The sequence below is a fragment of the Stackebrandtia albiflava genome (genome assembly GCF_007994225.1).
Classification (GTDB): Bacteria; Actinomycetota; Actinomycetes; order Mycobacteriales; family Micromonosporaceae; genus Stackebrandtia; species Stackebrandtia albiflava.
Map to the genome: position 1 here is coordinate 663,274 of NZ_VLLL01000005.1, position 19,190 is coordinate 682,463.

The following is a 19,190-nucleotide window of genomic DNA, read 5'->3' on the forward strand; positions in this document are numbered from 1 at the left end:
CCCGGGCGTCACGCCAGGCGCAACCCCCGGGGCGTCACGCGGAAACCGGCGTCCGTCAGGGGCTCCACGACCTCGGACTCGTGAACCGGCGCACCGTCGACCTGTTCGACGGAGAGCTTCGGCAGCCGCAGGTCCTCGGCGGCCCGGGCGAGTGCCCGCCCCGCCTGCCGGTGGACGGCCGGGTCGTCGGTGAACAACAGCAGCGACCGTCCGCCGCGTTCCACGAACCACGCGAGTTCCCCGTCGCACAACACCACGAGCGCACCGGCCTTGCGGCCCGGACGGTGCCCGGTGGCGCCGGACGGCCACGGTCGTCCGGCACCGAAGGGGTTGGCCGGGTCGGTCGCCGCCAGCACGACCGCGCCCTGTGCCTCGGTGGCGCGCAACGCGTCGACCGCGGCGGTCTCGGCGAACTGGGCCGCGCCCGCGCCCGACACGAAGTATCCCCGGCGGACACCGCCGCGCGCCTCCAGCGCCGACAGCACCGGGTACAGCCCCGCGAACCCGGCGGACCGTCCCGCCGGGGCACCGCCGACCACCACGCCGTGCCGGTCCAACAGGGCCGAGGTGGTGGCGAGCGCGCGTTCGGTCGGGTCGGTCTCCACCTGCGGCAGCCGGTACCAGCGGCCCGAGGCGGCGGGCGGGGCCGGGGCGGCGAGGCGGCGGGCCGCGCGGAGCCGACCGGTCCGGCCCCGTCCCGCCGCGGAGCCCGGCGAACCCGCCGGCCGGGAACCACCGGCCAGTCGCGACCGCAACGGTCCGAGTGTGTCGTTGGAGATCCAACCGCCCCACAGCAGGTCCCACAGCACCACGAGCAGTCCGGAGTCGTCGGTGACGTCGGCCAGCTCCTCGGCCAGTCCGCGGAAGAACCGTGCCTCACCCAGTGCGGAGAGGACCGTGCGGTGGAGGTCGGTGGGTGCCGCCGACTCGTCCGGAACCGGGAGCAGCAGGGCGGCGGCGTCGGCGTACGCGAGGTGTACCCAGCCGTCGTTGCCGGGCAGCGCACCGCCACCCGTCCACACCAGGTCGCCCGATCCGGTGAGTTCATCGAGCCACGCCGGTGCGTAACCGGAGACGCGCGACGGCAGCATCAGGCTCTCCAGGGCCGACGCGGGCAGGGCCACCCCCTGGAGCCGTTCGACGGCCTCGGCGACCGCGTCCACGCCGGTGGACTTCCCGCCGATCCCCTGCCACCTCGACAGGAAGGCGGTGTACCGGGCGGCGGACACCGGCGCGATCTCGGCGCGCAGCGCCGCCAAGGTCTTGCGGCGCAACAACCTGAGGACCTCGACGCCGCACCATTGCAGCGGTGCGGTGGGCGTGTCGTCGCCGGTGAACCGGCCGTGCGTCACCACGGCGTCGGCGTCGAGCCGGTGCAGTGCCGCGGTCACCTGGGACTCGGGTAGGCCGAAACGGCCGGCGGCGTCCGACGCCGCGAACGGTCCCCGGCACCGGGCGTACCGGGCGAGGAGGTCGTCCAACGGGCGCCGCAGGCTCACCAGCAGGGCGTCGGGTACCCGGTCGTCCACCTCCACGCCTAGTGCCTGACGGTATCGGCCGGCGTCCTCCACCGCGATCCACCGCGCCTCTCCGGCGATCCGCACCGCGACCGCGCGACCGGTCTCGGCGAGGGTCTCGACGTCGGCGGCCGCGATGCCCCGTGAGGTGAACTCGCCGGTCGAGAGGTCGCCCAGGACCCGGAGCAGTTCGGCGGCGTCCTCCGGGCCGGAGAGTTCCCGGCCGTCACGCCACTGGAGCCAGCGTTCCGCCTCGGCGACGACCGCGGGGTCTAGTGCCCGGTGCTCCTCGCCGAGAAGGCTGTCCAACAGCCCGGAGTTGAGCGCCGCGACCCGGCGTTCGGCCAGTGGCTGGTCGTCGCCGTACAGGTTCGCGGCGACGTAGGACGACAACATGCTCTGCGCGAACGGGGACGGCTTCTCGGTCACCGTCTCGACGCCGCGCACCCGCCCGTCGGCGAGGCCCGCCATCAGTCCGGTGAGCTCGGGGATGTCGAAGTACTCCTCCAGGCACTCGCGTGCCGCCTCGGCGGTGATGGGGAAGTCGTCGAACTCCCGCGCGACCGCGAAGAGCTGCCCGGCCCGCTGCCGTTGCTGCCACAACGGTTGGCGGCGTTGCACCGCGCGGCGGGGGAGCAGCAGCGCCCGGGCGGCGCACTCCCGGAACCGGGCCGCGAACAGCGCCGAGGTGGGGAGTTCGTCGGTGACGATGCGGCGGACGTCGTCGGGCGCGAAGCCCAGCAGGGAGAGCCCCGGCGGGTCGGGCATGTCGGGCAGCCGCGCCATGATGCCGTCGTCCAGAGCCAACACGTGCGGGTCGATGCCGTAGGCGTCGCGCAGCCGCGCGGCGATCGCCAACGCCCACGGACGGTTCACCCGCGCCCCCAGTACACAGTGGATGACGAGGCGCCAGTCCCCGAGCTCGTCGCGGAACCGTTCCAGCACCACCGTGCGGTCGTCGACGACCTCCCCGGCATGGGCGCGCTGCGCCGCCACGTAACCGGTCACGTTGTCCACGGCCGCCGGATTCAGCCCGGCGCCCTCGGCCCACGACCGGTCCATCTCCCGGATACGCCGGCCGATCGCCCGCCCCAACTCGGCGGGCCTGCCGAGGTCCTCGCCCTTCCAGAACGGCATCCGCGCCGCCTGCCCCGGAGCGGGCGACACCAGCACCCTGTCCGGTGTGATCTCCTCGATGCGCCACGACGTCGCACCCAGCGTGAACACGTCCCCGACCCGGGACTCGTACACCATCTCCTCTTCGAGCTCACCCACCCGTGAACCCCGGCCGCCCGACGACAGGAACACGCCGTACATGCCCCGATCCGGAATCGTCCCCGCGTTCTGCACCGCCACCCGCTGCGCCCCCGGCCGCGCGGTCAGCCTGCCCGCCACCCTGTCCCACACCAGCTTCGGCCGCAGGCCCGAGAACCCCGTCGAGGGATACCGGCCGGACAACATGTCGAGGACCGCGTGGAACGCGGTGTCGGTGAGCCCGGCGAACGGCGCCGCGCGGCGCACGCACTCCGCGAGCCTCTCCACCGGCCAGTCGTCCATCGACACCATCGCCACGATCTGCTGCGCCAGCACGTCCACCGGGTTGCGGGGCGGTCGCATCGTCTCCAGGTCGGCGGTCACGATCCGGTCGGCCGTCACCGCGGCCGCCAGCAGGTCGCTGCGGTGCGTCGGCAGCACCACGCCGCGCGACACCGCGCCGACCTGGTGACCGGCACGTCCCACCCGTTGCATCCCCGCCGCGACGCTCGGCGGAGCACCCACCTGGACCACCAGGTCCACCGCGCCCATGTCGATACCCAGTTCGAGACTGGACGTCGCCACCACCGCCGCCAGTTCCCCGTTCTTCAACGCCGACTCGACCTCCAGGCGCTCCTCCCGGGACATCGAGCCGTGATGGGCGCGGGCCACCACGGTGGGCGCCCCCGCCGCCTGCGCGGACTGGGCCATCATCGCCGCCGGCGCCGCCCGTGACGGCAGTGGCGCACCGACCGCCAGTTCGTTGATCCGCGCGCACAACCGTTCCGTCAACAGCCGCGAATTGGCGAAGACGATCGTCGAACGGTGTCCGCGGATGAGTTCCAGGAGCCGGCGGCCGATCGACGGCCACACCGAGGGCTGGCCCTGTTCGTCCACGTCGTCGAGGTTCGCGAGGTCGGCGACGGTCACCTCCACCGCCAGCTCGACGGTCTTGTCGGAGGGAGGTCGCACGACGGTGACCGGACGCGAACCGCCCAGGAATCGCGCCGTGGCCTCGACCGGTCGCACCGTCGCCGACAGGCCGATCCGCTGGGCGGGTGCCGGCAGCAACGCGTCCAACCGTTCCAGGCTCAACGCCAGGTGGGCGCCGCGTTTGGTCGCCGACACCGCGTGCACCTCGTCGACGATGACCGTCTCGACTCCCCGCAACGCGTCGCGCGCCGCCGACGTCAGCAGCAGGTACAGCGACTCCGGAGTGGTGATCAGGATGTCCGACGGGGACCTCGCGAACGCCCGGCGCTGCTGCGCGGGCGTGTCCCCGGTCCGCATCGCCACCGTCACGTCGGGGGTCGCGACCCCCCGGCGCCGCGCCGTCTCCGCGATGCCCTCCAGCGGGCGGCGCAGATTGCGTTCCACGTCATAGGCGAGCGCCTTGAGCGGGCTGATGTACAACACCCGGCAGCGTTCCCCGGGATCCGCCGGCCGAGACCGGTGCGACAGGCCGTCGAGCGACCACAGGAACGCCGCGAGGGTCTTGCCGGAACCGGTGGGCGCCACGACGAGGGTGTCCTCACCCGAGGCGATCGCCTCCCAGGCCGCCGCCTGCGCGGGGGTGACGGCGTCGAAGGTCTCGTGGAACCACTCCCGGGTGGCCGAGGTGAACCGGTCGAGCGGATCGCTGGTCATGGCCTCGATACTGCCCGCCGACTACGACACACCGGCACCGCTTCGCCCAACCCGCTCCCGCAGGCGGCGCAGCCGCGGCCGTTTCCGGCCGCCGAGCTCCTGCCGGGCCATCACCGCGAGCCAGGGATCGTCCCAGTTGGGGTTCTTGCCGCTGGTGTGCCAGTGCACCACGGTGTCCTCCCCGTCGAACTCCAACGTCGCCATGGAGTTGCTGAACCACGGGCCACGGCTCATCCGCCACCCGAACCGGCTCTTGCGGACCCCCGCCGTGAGCGCCAGGGCCCGGCCGAGGAGGCCCGCGACGACGGTCTGCGCCACGGCGTTGGCGACCCTCATCACCATGTTCAGCGGATTGCGGATGGGGGAGCACACCACCTGGTAGACCGAGCCCCGGGAGCGGCGGATGCGCGCGTGGGCCAGATACGAGTAGTGGACGTCGCCCGACAGGAACACGATGTTGGCCGGCGGCGTGCCGTGTTCACCCCGGATGATCGCCGTCACCAGGGCCGCCATGTCGTCGAAGCTGCGGCGGAACGCGCTCCAGTGCTCCAGGTCGATGGTCTGGCGCAGCCACTCGGCGAAACGTGCCGCGCGTCGCCCCCACACCCCGTCGCTGAGCGCCTCGTTCCAGCTCTCCACGTAGTGGACGCCGCTGGGAAGCAGTACCGGCAACGAGGAGCCGACGAACAGGTGGGAGAACTCGCCCCGGGTGGCGTCGACGAACCACTCCCACTCGGCGTCGTCGATCATGCGGCGGTCACCGGGCGTCAGGGTCCGGGCGCACCGGGAGTCCAGCATGATCAGCCTGGAGTCGCCGAAGTCCCGTAGGTAACTCCACCGGTACCCGGACGGGTCCTGATCGCACTCCCACGCGAACCGGTCCAGTTCGTCACCGTGGTCCCCGGTGGGGCCGAGCAACCGCATCATCGGGTCGGCGGCGCGCTCGGCGGGCGAGAGGTTGCCGGCGTGCTGGTACACCCAGTACGCGCCGATCCCGGCCGTCACCCGGCGCCGCCACCAGGACTCGGTGCGCATCTCGTCCTGCCACGTCTGCGAGGTGTTCCAGTCGTCGCGCAGGTCGTGGTCGTCGAAGATCATCATCACCGGCACCGTGGACATGAGCCACCGCACCTCCGGGTCACTCCACGCCACCCGGTACAGCTCGGCGTACTCCTCGAAGTCGAGGACCTCGTGACCGGGCGGTTCGGTGACGTCACGCCGTTCCCGGATGAACCGGCGGACCGCCTCGGGGGGCTCGTCTGCGTAGACCTGGTCGCCCAGCAGGGCGAGGGAGTCCGGCCACGGCGCCGCCTCCGGCCGCCGCATCTGCAGCGCGTAGGCACGCAGCATGTCCACGCCGTGGGTGAGGACGTACGCCGGTTCGTGCGGAACGCTGGTGCGGCAGGATCCGAACAGCAGCCGCCGGGTGCCCGGACCGTCGTGCAGGGTGCGGATCACACTGGGCGGCACCGAGGCGCCTTCGACCGGCCAGACGGTCCGGCCGTCGAGATCGACGCCGTAGACGGTCGTCGAACCGGGCGACAGGCCGGTGACGTCGACGAGGGCGTAGTGGTGCCCGTGCACCGTGAACGTGTCGGCCTCGTGCCCCGACACGGTCACCCGGCACGGCCGGTCGGTCTCCACCCAGATCGTCGCCGAGGTCTGGTCGACGTGACGAAGCACCGGGCCCAACACCAGTTCCGCCATGGGGGTTCCCTCCGGTCCGGCGCGAAGTGCCGGACCAGGATAGCGGGGTCTCCCGCCGGCCGGGTCGCGCGGCGGCAGGCGCTTGCCGACCTGCGGTAGCATCCACTCCCGCTCCCGGGAGGCCCCTTGCCCACCACCATGCGAGGACTCCTCGCCGATCGCCCATACCGTTGGTACGCCTTCGTTCTCGTGCTCACCGGTATGTCCGGATCCGCCGGGATGCCACTGATGTCACTGTTCCTCATCCAGGAGCTCGGTGCCTCACTGGAGGAGGCGGCCATGACCACTGTGGCCGGACTGCTGGGCGTGGCCGTCAACCTCGTCATCGGCCGCCGATCCGACCGGTGGCGCAGCCGCATACCCGTCATGTGCGCCTCGGCGGCCGTCATGGCCACCGGATGGGCGCTGGTCGGCTTCACCGACGTGTTCTGGCTCGCCCTACTGGTGTACGCCGCCCTCCTGTCGGCCCCCTACGGGGTCCTCAACGCCCAGATATTCGCCGGTCTCGCCGACGTCATGGCCGCGCGCGACGAACCCAGGCCGTCCACGGTGAACTCCACGCTTCGCGGCGGCTACTCCTTCGGTTTCATGATCGGCCCAGTGTTGAGCACCGCCCTGGCCTCGGTCGCGGGAATCCGCGCCGCCTTCGCGGTCGCGGCGGTCGCGTACGCGGGCGTCGCGATACTGGCACTGTTCCTCGACTCGACCAGGCCCGCCGCCACGACGGCCGGTCCCCGGTCCCGCGGCGGCGGCAACCTGCCGCTCACGCTCTTCGCAGTGGGCACCTGCCTGGTCATCGTGGGGGACATGTTGCGCGGTGTCTACCTGCCGGTGTACGTCGTGGAGGAACTGCACCACAGCACGTTCGTGTTCGGTGTCCTCATCGCGGCGGTGGCGGGCGCGGAGGTCGTGGTGTTCCCACTCGTGGGCATGGCCGCCGACCGGTTCGGGATCCGGCGGATCATCGCCGTCGCCCTGGCCGTGGGGGTGTGCGGATACGCCGTCCTCGCGACCAGCACGCAGTTGTGGCAGGTGGTGGTGTTCCACGTCTTCCAGGTGTTCCTGTTCGCGGCGACCATCGCACTCGGGCTGAGTTACGCGCAACGACTGGTACCGGGACGCCCCGGCACCGCCTCGGCCGCCTTCTTCAGCGCGCAGACCGCCGCCAAACCGGTGAGCGGACTCCTCGGCGCCGTCGCCGTCGCGGGCCTGGGACTGCCCGGCCTGTTCTGGTTGCCCGCAGTCCTGTGCGCGCTCTGCCTGGCGGCGTTCACCGCGGCCTCGCTGCGCGCCCGGAGCCGACCGGTGCCGCAACCGGGTTGAGCAGTCAGACCCCGGTGGACAACCGTGCCGCGAAACCGATCATGACGGCGCCCACCGCGCCGGTGCCGAGTGACGCCAGGGCCTTGCGCCGCCGGAACGCCGTCGCCAGCGCGTTCCCGCTGAAGATCAACGCGGTGAGGTAACCGAAGCTGCACACCTGGACGATGACGCCCAGCAGCGCGAAACTCACCGCCGGATACGGGTACGACGGGTCCACGAACTGCACGAAGAACGCCACGAAGAACAGGATCGCCTTGGGGTTGAGCAGGCTGGCGACCAGTGCCCGCCGGAACGGCCGTTCACCGGTCGTCACCGGGGCCGTGTCCTCCACGACGACCTCGGTGTGGCGGTCCCGCCAGGTGCGCACCCCGTCGCGCAGCAGCATGACGCCCAGATAGCCGAGGTACGCCACGCCCGCCCACCGGATGACGTCGAACAACACCGGCGACGCCTGAAGGAGCGAGGCGACTCCGGCGGCCGAGGCGATCATCAGGATGGTGTCGCCGAGGAACACGCCGCCGGCGGCGCGGTATCCGTCCCGGACACCACGACGGGCCGACACCGACAACACGTACAGCGAATTCGGCCCCGGCAACAGGATGACCAGCACCGTGGCGATGACGTACGCCCACAGGTCGGTGACTCCCAACACGCGAAACTCCTCACGAGACGAGCGACGAGACCGAGTGTGGCTCGTGATCCGGTGGACGGCCACCGACCGCCCGGAATGTGGACGGACGGTCAGCGCATCAGGTACGAAGGCGCCGGTTCGGTGCAGAACTCGTCGGGAACCGGGCGGCCCGCCACCACCGGCAGCGGCAGTTCACCCGCCCAGTACGGCAGCCCGGTGTCGGCGGGGTCCTCGTTCGGTCCGCCGGTACGCACCTTCACCGACACCTCCGTCAACGGCAGCGCCAAGACGGCCGTCTGTGCCAGCTCCTTGGCGGTGGGCGGGCGGCTGTCGCCCGAACGGCCCGGCGCGAGGGCGTCGACGAGCCCCGCCAACGCCCGCAGCCGTTCCTCCGGGTCGGTGACCGGTTCGGCGCGCCCGTGTGCCATGACGCAGCGGTAGTTGACCGAGTGGTGGAACCAGGAGCGACTGAACACGATCCCGTCGTGGATGGTGACCGTCACGCACACGTCGATGCCGTCGCGACCGGACAGGAACGCCCGGCTTCCCGTGGAACCGTGGATGTAGAGGGTGTCGTCGATGCGGCAGTACGCCGTCGGCAGGACTCGCGGACCGTCGTCGAACTGATAGCCGACGTGGCAGATCAGCGCGGCGTCCAGGATCGAGTAGGCGAGTTCGCGGTCGTAACGCAGTTTCTCGGGCGAACGCAGCGACGTCGTGCGGGCGGTGGGGGTGAAGGCCATGGGACATCCCGGTACTCGTTCCGAACATTGTGCTAGTACAATCCTGTGACTGTGGCAGAACATTATCAGATCACCGGTGCGGGCGCCGCCGACATAACCGCCAGCGTCGAGGCCGGCGTCCGGGACGGCCACCTGCTGCCCGGCGCCGCCCTCCCACCCGTGCGACGGCTCGCCGCCGAACTGGGCGTCGCCACCGCCACCGTCGCCAACGCCTACCGCACGCTGCGGCAACGCGGTGTCATCGAGACCGCCGGACGGCACGGCACCCGGGTCCGGCACCGCTCCGCGCTGCTCCACCGCGGCCCCCAACCACTGCCCGCCGGAACACTCGACCTCTCCAACGGCGAACCCGATCCGTCCCTCCTGCCCGACCTCACCGCCGCACTCGCCGCCGTGCACCCCGCACCCGGCGGTTACGCCGACGCCGGCCCGTGTCCCGGACTGCTCGACATCGCGCGCGACCGCCTCGCCCGCGACGGTGTGACCGGAGCCCTCACCGTCACCGGTGGCGCACTCGACGGGATCGACCGGGTACTGTCCGCCCACCTGCGACCCGGCGACGCCGTCGGGATCGAGGACCCGTGCTGGGCCAACCTCCGCGACCTCGTCGCCGCGCTCGGCATGCACCCGTACCCGATGCCCGTCGACCGCGAGGGACCCACCGCCGAGGGGCTCGCCGACGCACTACGCGGCGGCGCCCGCGCGGTGATCCTCACCAGCCGAGCCCACAACCCCACCGGCGCCGACATCTCCGCCGCACGGGCACTCCGGCTGCGGGCGCTGCTCGAACGACACCCCGACACCCTCGTCATCGAGGACGACCACTGGGCGGAACTCTCCACCCGGCCACTCCACCCCGTGGCCGACGCCGCCACGCACTGGCTGTTCCTGCGTTCGGTGTCGAAGCCGTACGGCCCGGACCTGCGACTGGCCGTCGCCTGCGGAGACCACGACACCGTCACCCGGTTGGAGGGGCGGATGCGGCTCGGCTCCGGCTGGGTCTCCACGGTCCTGCAACAGGTGGTGGCCGCCCTGATGAACGACCCCGCCGCCGCCCGGACCATCCGGAACGCCTCGCGCACCTACCGCGACCGCAGGCAGGCGCTCATCGCCGCCCTGGCCGCCCGGGGCGTGCCCGCGATCGGCGACAGCGGCCTGAACGTCTGGATCCCGGTCACCGACGAAACCACCACCGTCACCGCCCTCCGCGATCGCGGTTACGCTGTCGCCGCCGGAGCCGCCCACCGACTACAGTCGCCACCCGGCGTCCGCGTGACCGTCACGAACCTGCCCGACCACCGGCTCGGCGACCTCGCCGACGCGATCGCCGCCGGACTCCGACCCCACCGCAGCCGCGCATAGGAAACCCAGTGACCCCCACATACCCACCCCCCGACGTCGCCCGCATCCAGACCCGCACGTTGACCCTGCTGTTCGTCACCCAGATCCTCGGCGGCGTCGGTGTCGCCGTCGGCATCGCCGTCGGTGCGCTACTCCTCGAAGACCTCACCGGCACCTCCGCACTCGCCGGACTCGGCCAGAGCAGCGCCGTCATCGGAGGCGCACTGTTGGCGATCCCGATCGTCCGGGTCACCGGCGCACGCGGCCGCCGCCACGGACTCGTCCTCGCCTACGCCAGCGGCGTCGTCGGCGCACTCCTGGTCGCGGGCGCCCTCTACCTGCGCTCGGCGCCGCTGGCGTTCGTCGGCATGTTCCTGCTCGGCGGCGGTACCGCGGCCAACCTCCAGGCCCGGTACGCCGCCGCCGACCTCGCCGCACCCGCCCGCCGCGCCCGGCAACTCTCGATCGTCGTATGGGCCACCACTATCGGCGCCGTCACCGGCCCCAGCCTCGCCCCCCTGGCCGACGACACGCTGCGCGAGCAGTTGAGCGGTCCCCGGTACGCCGGCCCCTTCCTCGCCAGCGCCGTCGGCTTCGCACTGGCAGCCGTACTGCTGTGGACCTTCCTGCGGCCGGACCCGCTCCGGATCGCCAGGAGCCTGACCGACACCGGGGAGGCCGCCCCCAGGGCCAGCGTCGGACAGGGCTGGCGTGAGTTCAGGCGCAACCGCACCGCCCGGCTCGGCGTGCTCGCCGTCGCGCTGGGACACCTCGTCATGGTCGCGGTCATGGCGATGACCCCGATCCACATCAAGCACGGGATGACCGACCCCGACCAGGTCACCACCGTCGTGGGCGTCGTCCTCAGCCTCCACATCGCCGGGATGTACGCCCTGTCCCCGGTGGCGGGGCTGCTGGCGGACCGGTGGGGACAGCGGCCGGTCATCCTGCTGGGCATCGCGCTGCTGGTCGCCGCCTGCGCCACCGCGGGCACCGCGGGGCACGACCACACCCGCCTGGCCGTGGGTCTGGTCCTGTTGGGACTCGGCTGGTCGTGCACGATGGTCGCGGGTTCGGCGATGTTGACCGGCGCCGTCCCGACCGATCGGCGTCCGGGCCTGCAGGGGCTCTCCGACCTGACGATGGGTATCGCGGGTGCGTTGGCGGGCGCCCTGTCGGGGTTCGTCGTCGAACTGGCGGGGTATCCGTGGCTGGCACTCCTGGCGGCGATCACCGTGCTACCGGTCACCGTCCTGGTCTGGAGAGCCCGGGACACCGGAAAGGGAGGTACATCATGAGGCTCACCGACTTCTGGGAGAACATGCGCGAGACCTTCGGCGAGGAGTACGCCTCCAGCGTCGCGCAGGACCAGGTGCTCCCCGAACTCGACGGGCGCAGCGTCAACGAGGCGTTGCGCGACACCGACGCCAAGGAGGTCTGGATGGCCGTGTGCCGTGCATACGGCGACCGCGTCCCGGCGAGGATCCGGCGATGACCGGGCCGTCACCTGGCCGCGATTAGAACGTTAGTTCGGGTAGGGTGATGTTCGATCGCCGGCCCGGTGACGTCACCCGGGGCATGTCGCACCCGCGGTCTAACGTGACCGGCATGGCTAAGACACCCAGCAAGAAGACCACCACCACGGGAGGGGCGGGCATGGCCGCACCAGACAAAGCCAAGGCGCTGGATCTCGCGCTGGCGCAGATCGACAAGCAGTTCGGCAAGGGCGCCGTGATGCGCCTGGGCGAACGGCCCAAGTCCGACGTGCGGGCCATCCCGACCGGTTCCATCGCCCTGGACGTGGCACTCGGCATCGGCGGCCTGCCCCGGGGCCGCATCATCGAGATCTACGGCCCGGAGTCGAGCGGTAAGACGACCCTTGCGCTGCACGCCATCGCGAACGCGCAGGCCGACGGCGGCATCGTGGCCATCGTGGACGCCGAGCACGCGTTGGACCCGGAGTACGCCAAGGCGCTCGGCGTGGACACCGACGCCCTGCTCGTGTCGCAGCCCGACACCGGTGAGCAGGCGCTCGAGATCACCGACATGTTGATCCGCTCCGGCGCGGTCGACCTGATCGTCATCGACTCGGTGGCCGCGCTGGTGCCGCGCGCCGAGATCGAGGGCGAGATGGGTGACAGCCACGTGGGTCTCCAGGCCCGCCTGATGAGCCAGGCGCTGCGGAAGATCACCGGTGGCCTCAACAACTCCGGCACCACCGCGATCTTCATCAACCAGCTCCGCGAGAAGGTCGGCGTCATGTTCGGCAGTCCCGAGACCACCTCGGGTGGGCGGGCGTTGAAGTTCTACGCGTCGGTCCGGTTGGACATCCGCCGGATCGAGACCATGAAGGACGCCGGCGAGGCGGTCGGTAACCGCACGCGCGTCAAGGTCGTCAAGAACAAGGTCAGCAGCCCCTTCCGGCAGGCGGAGTTCGACATCCTGTACGGGCAGGGCATCAGCCGTGAGGGCTCGCTCATCGACGTGGGCGTGGAGCAGGGCATCGTCCGCAAGTCGGGCGCCTGGTACACCTACGAGGGCGACCAGCTCGGTCAGGGCAAGGAGAAGGTCAGGGCGTTCCTGAAGGAGAACCCCGACCTGGCCAACGAGATCGAGAAGAAGATCAAGGAGAAGCTCGGCGTCGGCAGCCAGGCGCAGGACGCGTCCACCGTCGAGGTCGAAGAGCCGCCGGTCGACTTCTGATCCGCCGGATGGACGAGACACGTGATCCCGCCGAGCAGGCCAGGCAGATCTGCCTGCGCCTGCTGGCGGTGCGGCCCCGCACTTACATCGAACTCGCCGACGCGTTGGCGAAACGGGGTGTCTCCGACGACGTGATCGGTGACGTGCTCGATCGTTACCGGGACGTCGGCATGGTCGACGACGCGGCGTTCGCCCGGGCGTGGGTGTCGAGCAGGCACCGCAGCCGGAAGCTGTCGCGGCGCGCACTGTCGAACGAGCTGCGCCGCAAAGGCGTCGACACCGAACTGGTCGACGAGGCGTTGGAGCAGCTCGACGAGGACGACGAACGGGCCGCCGCCCGTGAACTGGCGGCGCGGCGCCTGCGGGGCATGGGCGCGGTGCCGCCGGAGGCGGTGTTCCGCCGCCTGGTGGGGATGCTGGCCCGCAAGGGTTACCCGGCGGGCGTTGCGGTGGGGGTGGTCAAGGAGGTGATGGCCGAACGTGATTCGGCCATGGCCGAGCTGGCCGAGCAGATCGATCCGGACGCGATGATCGAGGACGGCACCGTCTGAGGCGCGGCGGGTGTCGGATCCCGACATCGTGTCCGTCCAGCGGTGTTCCCGGGCCGGAGAACGGCGGTGCGGCGTCCGCGACGGCTTCCCATACGACCTCCCGACTGTTAATGTCATGCCTACAGTAAAGCGGTGGGTGCGATGGCCACCCGATCGCCGTTTTTCCCGGGCCGGAGGTGAGGATGCATGTCCCACGACCACACCGCACCACCGACCGCGTCGGTCGCCGTGGACACGGTGATCCTGACCGTGCCCGCCGACGAACTCGTCGTACTCCTAGTCCGCCGGGCCAACCCGCCGTACCAGGGGGAGTGGGCACTGCCCGGCGGATTCCTGGAGGCCGACGAGGACCTCGACGACGCGGCGGCACGTGAACTGCGGGAGGAGACCGGGCTGCGCCCCGGGGAGGTGCATCTGGAGCAGTTCCGCGGCTACGGCGCGCCCGGCCGGGATCCGCGCGGCAGGGTCGTGAGCATCGCCTACCTCGCCCTGGTGCCCAGTCCACCCACGGCCACCGCCGGAGGCGACGCCGCCGACGTGGGCTGGCTACCGGTGGCCGAGGTCCTGGCGGGCGGCACCGGCACCGCCTTCGACCACCGGACGATCGTCGAGGACGCGGTCGAACACGCCAGGCGCATGTTGGAACACACCACCGTCGCGGCGGCGTTCTGCCCGCCGGAGTTCACGATCTCCCAGTTGCGGCGGGTGTACGAGATCGTGTGGGGCGAGACCCTCGATCCCGGCAACTTCCACCGGAAGGTCACCCGCATCCCCGACTTCCTGGTCGCGACCGGGGAGTCGACGACCCGTGACGGCGGCCGACCGGCGGCGCTGTTCCGCCGGGGCACGGCCACCCGGCTGCAACCGCCGCTGTACCGTGCCGTCGACCGGTCGGCCTCCGCCCGTGGTCAGCGCCGGTCCACCGGCAGGTAGTCACGCGAGGTGGCGCCGGTGTAGATCTGGCGCGGGCGCCCGATCTTCGTGGCCGGGTCGGCGATCATCTCCCGCCACTGGGCGATCCAGCCGGGCAGCCGTCCCAATGCGAACAGCACGGTGAACATGGGGGTCGGGAAGCCCATCGCCTTGTAGATGAGGCCGGTGTAGAAGTCGACGTTGGGGTACAACCTGCGCTCGATGAAGTAGTCGTCGGCCAGCGCGATCTCCTCCAGTTGCATCGCCAGGTCGAGCAGTGGATCGGGCCGCTCCATCCGGTCGATGACCCGGCGGGCGGCCTCCTTGACCAGGGCGGCGCGGGGGTCGTAGTTCTTGTAGACCCGGTGTCCGAAGCCCATGAGCCGCACCCCGTCGGCCTTGTCCTTCACCCGCCGCACGAAAGCGGGGATGTCGCCGCCGTCGGCCCGGATGCCGGACAACATGCGCAGCACCGCGCTGTTGGCACCACCGTGGAGCGGTCCGAACAGGGCGTTGACCCCGGCGGACACGGAGGCGAACAGGTTGGCGTGGCTGGAACCGACCATCCGCACCGTCGACGTCGAGCAGTTCTGCTCGTGGTCGGCGTGCAGTATGAACAGCAGATCGAGGACCCTGGCGATCTCGGGGTCGACCTCGTACGGCGTGGTGGGCATGCCGAACGTCATCCGGAGGAAGTTCTCGACGTAGTCGAGGGAGTTGTCGGGGTACATCGGCGGCATGCCGATCGACTTCTTGTACGCGTACGCGGCGATCGTGGGCACCTTGGCGAGCAGCCTGACGGTGGACGCCTCGACGTGGTCGTCGTCGAACGGGTCGAGGCTGTCCTGGTAGAAGGTGGACAGTGCGCTGACACCGGAGGACAACACCGCCATCGGGTGCGCGTCGCGGGGGAAGCCGTCGAAGAAGCGGCGCATCTCCTCGTGGACGAGTGTGTGGATGCGCAACCGCCCCGAGAACTCCGACAGTTGCCGGGCGGTCGGCAGCTCGCCGTAGATGAGCAGGTACGACACCTCGATGAAGGTGGACTTCTCGGCGAGTTGTTCGATCGGGTACCCGCGATAGCGCAGGATGCCGGCGTCGCCGTCGATGTAGGTGATGGCGGATTCGCACGCCGCGGTGTTGACGAAGCCGACGTCGAGTGTGACGTGTCCGGTCTTGCCGAGCAGGCCGCTGACGTCGTAGCCGCCGGGTCCCTCCGTCGCCTCCCGTACGGGCAGGTCGAGTCGGGTGTCGCCGTGTGCGAGCCTGGCGTGGTCTGCCATGGTCTGTTCTCCCGAGGTAGCCGTTGGTGGGCCGCCGGTGTGGCCGCGTGTGGATTGTGCACTTTAGCGGCCGGCTGCCCGCCTGTTTCGGCGATGGTAGTGGCCGGGGGCCGGGGATTGCGCCGTTTGCCCTCGTGTCCGGCGGTCACCGTGGCCGGTTCGGCCCCGGGGACGGGTCGAGGAACACGTAGTCGATGGACGGGATGCGTTCCCGCAACCGGTTCTCGGCGGCGTCGGAGGCCGCCTCGATGGCGGCGCCCGTCGCGGTGTCGGTGAAGTCGACCTTCGCCGCGACGAATATGGAGTCCGGTCCCAGGTGGAGGATGTAGAGCTCGTCCACTGCGCGAACCGTGTCGGTGGCGAGCAGTTCGTCGCGCACCATGCTCTGGAGCCGGGGAGGCACCGCCTGGCCTATCAGCAGCGAGGTGTTGGCGGCGGCCAGGACGATCGCGACGGCGATCAGCAGCAGCCCGATCAGCACCGACGCGACGCCGTCGTAACGGGCGTCGCCGGTGATCTCGGTGAGCGCCAGGCCGGCCGCGGCGAGGACCAGGCCGATCAGGGCGGCGGTGTCCTCCAGGACCACCGCCTTGACGGTCGTGTCCGGGGTGTGCCGCAGGTAGGTGACCATGTCGGTGCGCCACCGCCGCGCCGAGCGCCGGGACTGCCGCACCGCCCGGATCAGGGAGATCGCCTCCAGGACGAAGGACACGCCCAGCACCAGATAGGACACCAGGTAGTCGCCGGGGGCCTCGGCGCCGAGGATCTCCCCGACGCCGTGGGTGATGGAGAAGCCGCCTCCGATGACGAAGGTGAAGGTCGCCGCCAGGAACGCCCAGAAGTACGCCTCGCGGCCGTACCCGAGGGGATGGCGGGAGTCGGGTCGGCGGGCGCCCCGCCGCAACGCGACGAACAGGAACACCTCGGTCGCGGTGTCGGCCACCGAGTGGGCCGACTCCGACAGCATCGCGGCCGAGCCGCTGAACACCCCGGCGACGGCCTTGGCCACGGCTATCGACAGGTTCATGGCACCCGCCAGCAGGACCGTGCCGACGCTCTCCTGTGTGCCGCCGTCCGGTCGCGCCGTCGTGTCGTCGCCCACCGGATCCCCCTCCCGTGCCGGTGTGTGCAGATTAGAGCCTGCCGGGCCGGCCCGGATGGCGTCCGGGAGGAATGGGTAACCGGCCGTTCCCGGGGATTCCCGGGGATCCCCGGTGTGGCGCACCGATGAGGTGAGAGGGTAGGCCGATGGAGTTGGACGACGAGTTGGGTTTCGGCGGCACCGAGCGTGTCTTCACCCTGGAGGAGGCCCGGGACCTGATGCCGGAGGTCCTGGAGCGGGCCGGGCTCATCGTGCGGATGCGGGCCGACCTGGCCGAACTCGCCTTGGCGATCAACACGGAGGACGACTCCCACGCCGGTGGCATCGCCGAGGCGAAGGCGTTGGAGGCGCACCTGAACGAGGCGATCTCGTGGTTCGCCTCCCACGGCATCGAGGTCAAGGGGATCGCGCCGCTGCTGATCGACTTCCCGTCCCGGTGGGAGGGCATGGACGTGCGACTGTGCTGGGTGGAGGGTGAGACCGACCTGGCGTGGTACCACCGCAGTGAACTGGGTTTCGCGGGGCGGCGGCCGTTGCGGGCGGGTGAGTCCTCCGGTTAGGCCGCCGTGACTTGGCGGGTGGCGGGCAGGGCGCGCAGCGTGCGAAGCGGTGAGGCCACGATCCACAGGGCGGACACCGTGACACCGGCCGCGACGATCCACAGCGTGACGCGCACGTCGGTGAGGGTCGCCACGACTCCGCCCAGAAGGCTGCCGATCGGCATCACACCCCAGATCATGAAGTTCATCGTGGCGCCGACCCGGCCGTGGAGCCCGGGCGGGCACATCAACTGCCGCGTGGTCACCGACAGGATGTGGTTGGTGACGATGGCCGCGCACAGCAGCAGGTTCCCGGTGATCCACCACGCGGTCTCCCAGCCGGGGCGGGTCAGCGGGGTCATCGCGAAACCCACCGCGTAGCAGGCGGCGGCCGCGCACAGGACCCGTGCCCCGCCGAACCGGGCGGCGAGACGGTGCGTGAGCGGCCCGGCGACGAGCGCTCCCAGTAGTCCCGACATGCCGACGAGCCCGACGGCGGCCGGTCCCAGGCCGATCCACTCGACGAGGAACACGACCGTCACCGCCGCGTGCATGGACTGGAACAGCATGGTGCAGGCGGAGTATCCGGCCAACGCCCGCAGCACCGGCTGGGAGGCGACGAACCGCAGCCCCTCGACGACGTCGCGGCCCAGGTGACGGCGTTCCACCGTGGGCGGCTGTTCGCGGTGACGGATCCGGCGCAGCCACACGGCCGACCAGAGGTAACCGGCCGCGTCGATCGCGAGGGCCACCGGTGCCGTGAGGGCCTGGATGAGCAGCCCGCCGGCCCCGTTGGCCAGAACGGCGGCGACCGAGGTGTTGGTGGCCAGTTTCGCGTTGGCCGAGACGAGGTCGCCGTCGGCGACGAGGCGGGGGAGGTAGGTGGTCGCCGCGACGGTGAAGAAGACGGTGGCGATCCCGGTGACGAAGGCGACGACGTACAACTGGGTCATCGTCAGGACTCCGAGGAACGCCGCCGCCGGAATGGAGGCGACCAGCGCGAACCGGGCGATGTCGGTGCCGATCATGACGGGGCGGCAGCGCATCCGGTCGATCCACGCCCCGGCGAGCAGGCCGAGCAGAAGGGACCCGAGGGTCTCCAGCGTGTGGAGCAGCGCGACCTCGAAGGCGGTGGCGTCGAGGTGGAGGAGCGCGAGCATCGGCAGTGCGAGCATGCCGATCCGGGTCCCCACGGCGCTGAGCGCGTCGGCGAGCCACAGGCGACGGAAGTCGGCGTGGCGGCGCAGCAGGCCACGGGGCTGAGAGGTCATCGGCGCACCTTCACGGGAGGGACGGCGGTCGAGACTACTCCGCCCCGCCGCTCGTAGTTGAGTCGGGTCGACTCAACCCGGCGCAGATCCGATCCGGCCGTGACCCGATACCCTTCCGCTGTGGACTACACCTACACGCCGGTCGGTGTCACCCGCTCCGACCGGCCCGCCCCGGGACTGCGCCGGCTGAGTCACCGCGCGCGGCTCCGCGGCGACTTCGAGGCCGCCGCCGAGGTGGTCATGACCTGGGAGATGCACCGGCGGGCGGGGTTGCGCCCCCGCGCGGACGCACCCCGCGCCGAGCCCGGCGTGTCGGTGGTCTGCCGGCTGGGGCCGCTGCGGGCGCCGTGCCGGGTGGTGTGGACCGTCACCGAACCCGACCGGATCGGCTTCGGCTACGGCACCCTGCCGGGACACCCCGAGGCCGGCGAGGAGAGCTTCACGGTGTCTCGCGACCCCGACGGCACCGTCTGGTTCACCGTCATCGCCTACAGCCGCCCCGCGCGCTGGTTCACCAGACTCGCCGGACCGGTGGTACCCCTGGCCCAACGCCTGGCCATGTACGCGTACGCCCGGGCCGTCGAGACCGGGGCACGGGCCGCCACCGCCTGACACCTCGGGCCAACTCGCCTGCACCGGCGGCGAGGGTCGGGGCTAGGCTGGATC

Annotated in this window: 16 protein-coding genes; 9 read left to right on the top strand and 7 right to left on the bottom strand. The window is 71.2% G+C overall.

What is annotated here, in order from left to right; translation table 11 throughout:
• Nucleotides 1-8: 8 nt before the first annotated feature.
• On the bottom strand, nt 9-4,418 hold the full coding sequence (locus LX16_RS03990) for a DEAD/DEAH box helicase (RefSeq protein ID WP_147133244.1): 4,410 nt from the start codon (nt 4,416-4,418) through the stop codon (nt 9-11).
• Nucleotides 4,419-4,439: 21 nt separating this feature from the next.
• The gene (locus LX16_RS03995; RefSeq protein WP_158645469.1) at nt 4,440-6,125 is read right to left on the bottom strand and encodes an alkaline phosphatase D family protein; all 1,686 of its coding nucleotides are present in this window, start codon (nt 6,123-6,125) and stop codon (nt 4,440-4,442) included.
• A 138-nt stretch (nt 6,126-6,263) separates the two neighbouring features.
• On the opposite strand from LX16_RS03995, the gene LX16_RS04000 reads away from it, so the two are divergent.
• The gene (locus tag LX16_RS04000; RefSeq protein ID WP_280176799.1) at nt 6,264-7,448 is read left to right on the top strand and encodes an MFS transporter; all 1,185 of its coding nucleotides are present in this window, start codon (nt 6,264-6,266) and stop codon (nt 7,446-7,448) included.
• A gap of 4 nt (nt 7,449-7,452) precedes the next feature.
• Here the strand turns inward: LX16_RS04000 and leuE are convergent, their stop codons facing one another.
• Together leuE and LX16_RS04010 are read right to left on the bottom strand one after the other, a co-directional pair.
• Complete coding sequence (gene leuE / locus LX16_RS04005; protein ID WP_147133253.1) at nt 7,453-8,100, bottom strand: leucine efflux protein LeuE; 648 nt, start codon at nt 8,098-8,100, stop codon at nt 7,453-7,455.
• Nucleotides 8,101-8,189: 89 nt separating this feature from the next.
• Nucleotides 8,190-8,822 (bottom strand): pyridoxamine 5'-phosphate oxidase family protein, encoded by a 633-nt coding sequence (locus LX16_RS04010; RefSeq protein WP_147133256.1) that lies wholly within the window; start codon nt 8,820-8,822, stop codon nt 8,190-8,192.
• Between the two features lie 51 nt (nt 8,823-8,873).
• Between LX16_RS04010 and LX16_RS04015 the strand changes: the two genes are divergently transcribed.
• The 6 genes from LX16_RS04015 to LX16_RS04040 all read left to right on the top strand — a co-directional run bounded on the left by LX16_RS04015 (nt 8,874) and on the right by LX16_RS04040 (nt 14,350).
• Nucleotides 8,874-10,184 carry an aminotransferase class I/II-fold pyridoxal phosphate-dependent enzyme gene (locus tag LX16_RS04015; protein WP_147133260.1) on the top strand — a complete coding sequence of 437 codons (1,311 nt, stop codon included), beginning with the start codon at nt 8,874-8,876 and terminating at the stop codon, nt 10,182-10,184.
• 8 nt (nt 10,185-10,192) lie between these two features.
• Nucleotides 10,193-11,461 (top strand): MFS transporter, encoded by a 1,269-nt coding sequence (locus LX16_RS04020; RefSeq protein ID WP_211354273.1) that lies wholly within the window; start codon nt 10,193-10,195, stop codon nt 11,459-11,461.
• Entirely contained in the window at nt 11,458-11,658 is a 201-nt protein-coding gene (locus LX16_RS04025) for a DUF3046 domain-containing protein (RefSeq protein ID WP_147133263.1), read from the top strand. Before LX16_RS04020 ends, LX16_RS04025 begins: the two co-directional genes overlap by 4 nt.
• A 161-nt stretch (nt 11,659-11,819) precedes the next feature.
• On the top strand, nt 11,820-12,866 hold the full coding sequence (recA, locus tag LX16_RS04030; RefSeq protein WP_147136995.1) for a recombinase RecA: 1,047 nt from the start codon (nt 11,820-11,822) through the stop codon (nt 12,864-12,866).
• Between the two features lie 8 nt (nt 12,867-12,874).
• Nucleotides 12,875-13,417 (top strand): regulatory protein RecX, encoded by a 543-nt coding sequence (locus LX16_RS04035; RefSeq protein WP_147133266.1) that lies wholly within the window; start codon nt 12,875-12,877, stop codon nt 13,415-13,417.
• A gap of 186 nt (nt 13,418-13,603) precedes the next feature.
• Nucleotides 13,604-14,350, top strand: coding sequence for an NUDIX hydrolase (locus LX16_RS04040; protein ID WP_147133271.1), 747 nt, complete (start codon nt 13,604-13,606; stop codon nt 14,348-14,350).
• Here LX16_RS04040 and LX16_RS04045 read toward each other — a convergent pair.
• On the bottom strand, nt 14,326-15,612 hold the full coding sequence (locus LX16_RS04045; protein ID WP_147133275.1) for a citrate synthase: 1,287 nt from the start codon (nt 15,610-15,612) through the stop codon (nt 14,326-14,328). The two genes, LX16_RS04040 and LX16_RS04045, sit on opposite strands and share 25 nt — an antisense overlap.
• A 145-nt stretch (nt 15,613-15,757) precedes the next feature.
• Nucleotides 15,758-16,744: a cation diffusion facilitator family transporter gene (locus LX16_RS04050; protein WP_425304416.1), complete on the bottom strand. Its 987-nt coding sequence runs from the start codon at nt 16,742-16,744 to the stop codon at nt 15,758-15,760.
• Between the two features lie 116 nt (nt 16,745-16,860).
• Here LX16_RS04050 and LX16_RS04055 point away from each other — a divergent pair, with 116 nt between their 5' ends.
• Complete coding sequence (locus tag LX16_RS04055; RefSeq protein WP_147133277.1) at nt 16,861-17,274, top strand: DUF2203 domain-containing protein; 414 nt, start codon at nt 16,861-16,863, stop codon at nt 17,272-17,274.
• Here LX16_RS04055 and LX16_RS04060 read toward each other — a convergent pair.
• Complete coding sequence (locus LX16_RS04060; protein ID WP_147133281.1) at nt 17,271-18,524, bottom strand: MFS transporter; 1,254 nt, start codon at nt 18,522-18,524, stop codon at nt 17,271-17,273. The genes LX16_RS04055 and LX16_RS04060 overlap by 4 nt on opposite strands.
• 120 nt (nt 18,525-18,644) lie before the next feature.
• Here LX16_RS04060 and LX16_RS04065 point away from each other — a divergent pair, with 120 nt between their 5' ends.
• A complete protein-coding gene (locus LX16_RS04065; protein ID WP_211354274.1) occupies nt 18,645-19,136 on the top strand; it encodes a DUF1990 domain-containing protein in 492 nt (163 codons plus the stop codon).
• Nucleotides 19,137-19,190 lie beyond the last annotated feature (54 nt).

Excerpts from the sequence above, each read along its gene's own strand:
- LX16_RS03990 (WP_147133244.1), bottom strand. The coding sequence starts at position 4,418 with ATGACCAGCGATCCGCTCGACCGGTTCACCTCGGCCACCCGGGAGTGG.
- LX16_RS03995 (WP_158645469.1), bottom strand. The coding sequence starts at position 6,125 with ATGGCGGAACTGGTGTTGGGCCCGGTGCTTCGTCACGTCGACCAGACC.
- LX16_RS04000 (WP_280176799.1), top strand. The coding sequence starts at position 6,264 with ATGCGAGGACTCCTCGCCGATCGCCCATACCGTTGGTACGCCTTCGTT.
- LX16_RS04010 (WP_147133256.1), bottom strand. The coding sequence starts at position 8,822 with ATGGCCTTCACCCCCACCGCCCGCACGACGTCGCTGCGTTCGCCCGAG.
- LX16_RS04025 (WP_147133263.1), top strand. The coding sequence starts at position 11,458 with ATGAGGCTCACCGACTTCTGGGAGAACATGCGCGAGACCTTCGGCGAG.
- recA (WP_147136995.1), top strand. The coding sequence starts at position 11,820 with ATGGCCGCACCAGACAAAGCCAAGGCGCTGGATCTCGCGCTGGCGCAG.
- LX16_RS04035 (WP_147133266.1), top strand. The coding sequence starts at position 12,875 with ATGGACGAGACACGTGATCCCGCCGAGCAGGCCAGGCAGATCTGCCTG.
- LX16_RS04040 (WP_147133271.1), top strand. The coding sequence starts at position 13,604 with ATGTCCCACGACCACACCGCACCACCGACCGCGTCGGTCGCCGTGGAC.
- LX16_RS04045 (WP_147133275.1), bottom strand. The coding sequence starts at position 15,612 with ATGGCAGACCACGCCAGGCTCGCACACGGCGACACCCGACTCGACCTG.
- LX16_RS04055 (WP_147133277.1), top strand. The coding sequence starts at position 16,861 with ATGGAGTTGGACGACGAGTTGGGTTTCGGCGGCACCGAGCGTGTCTTC.
- LX16_RS04060 (WP_147133281.1), bottom strand. The coding sequence starts at position 18,524 with ATGACCTCTCAGCCCCGTGGCCTGCTGCGCCGCCACGCCGACTTCCGT.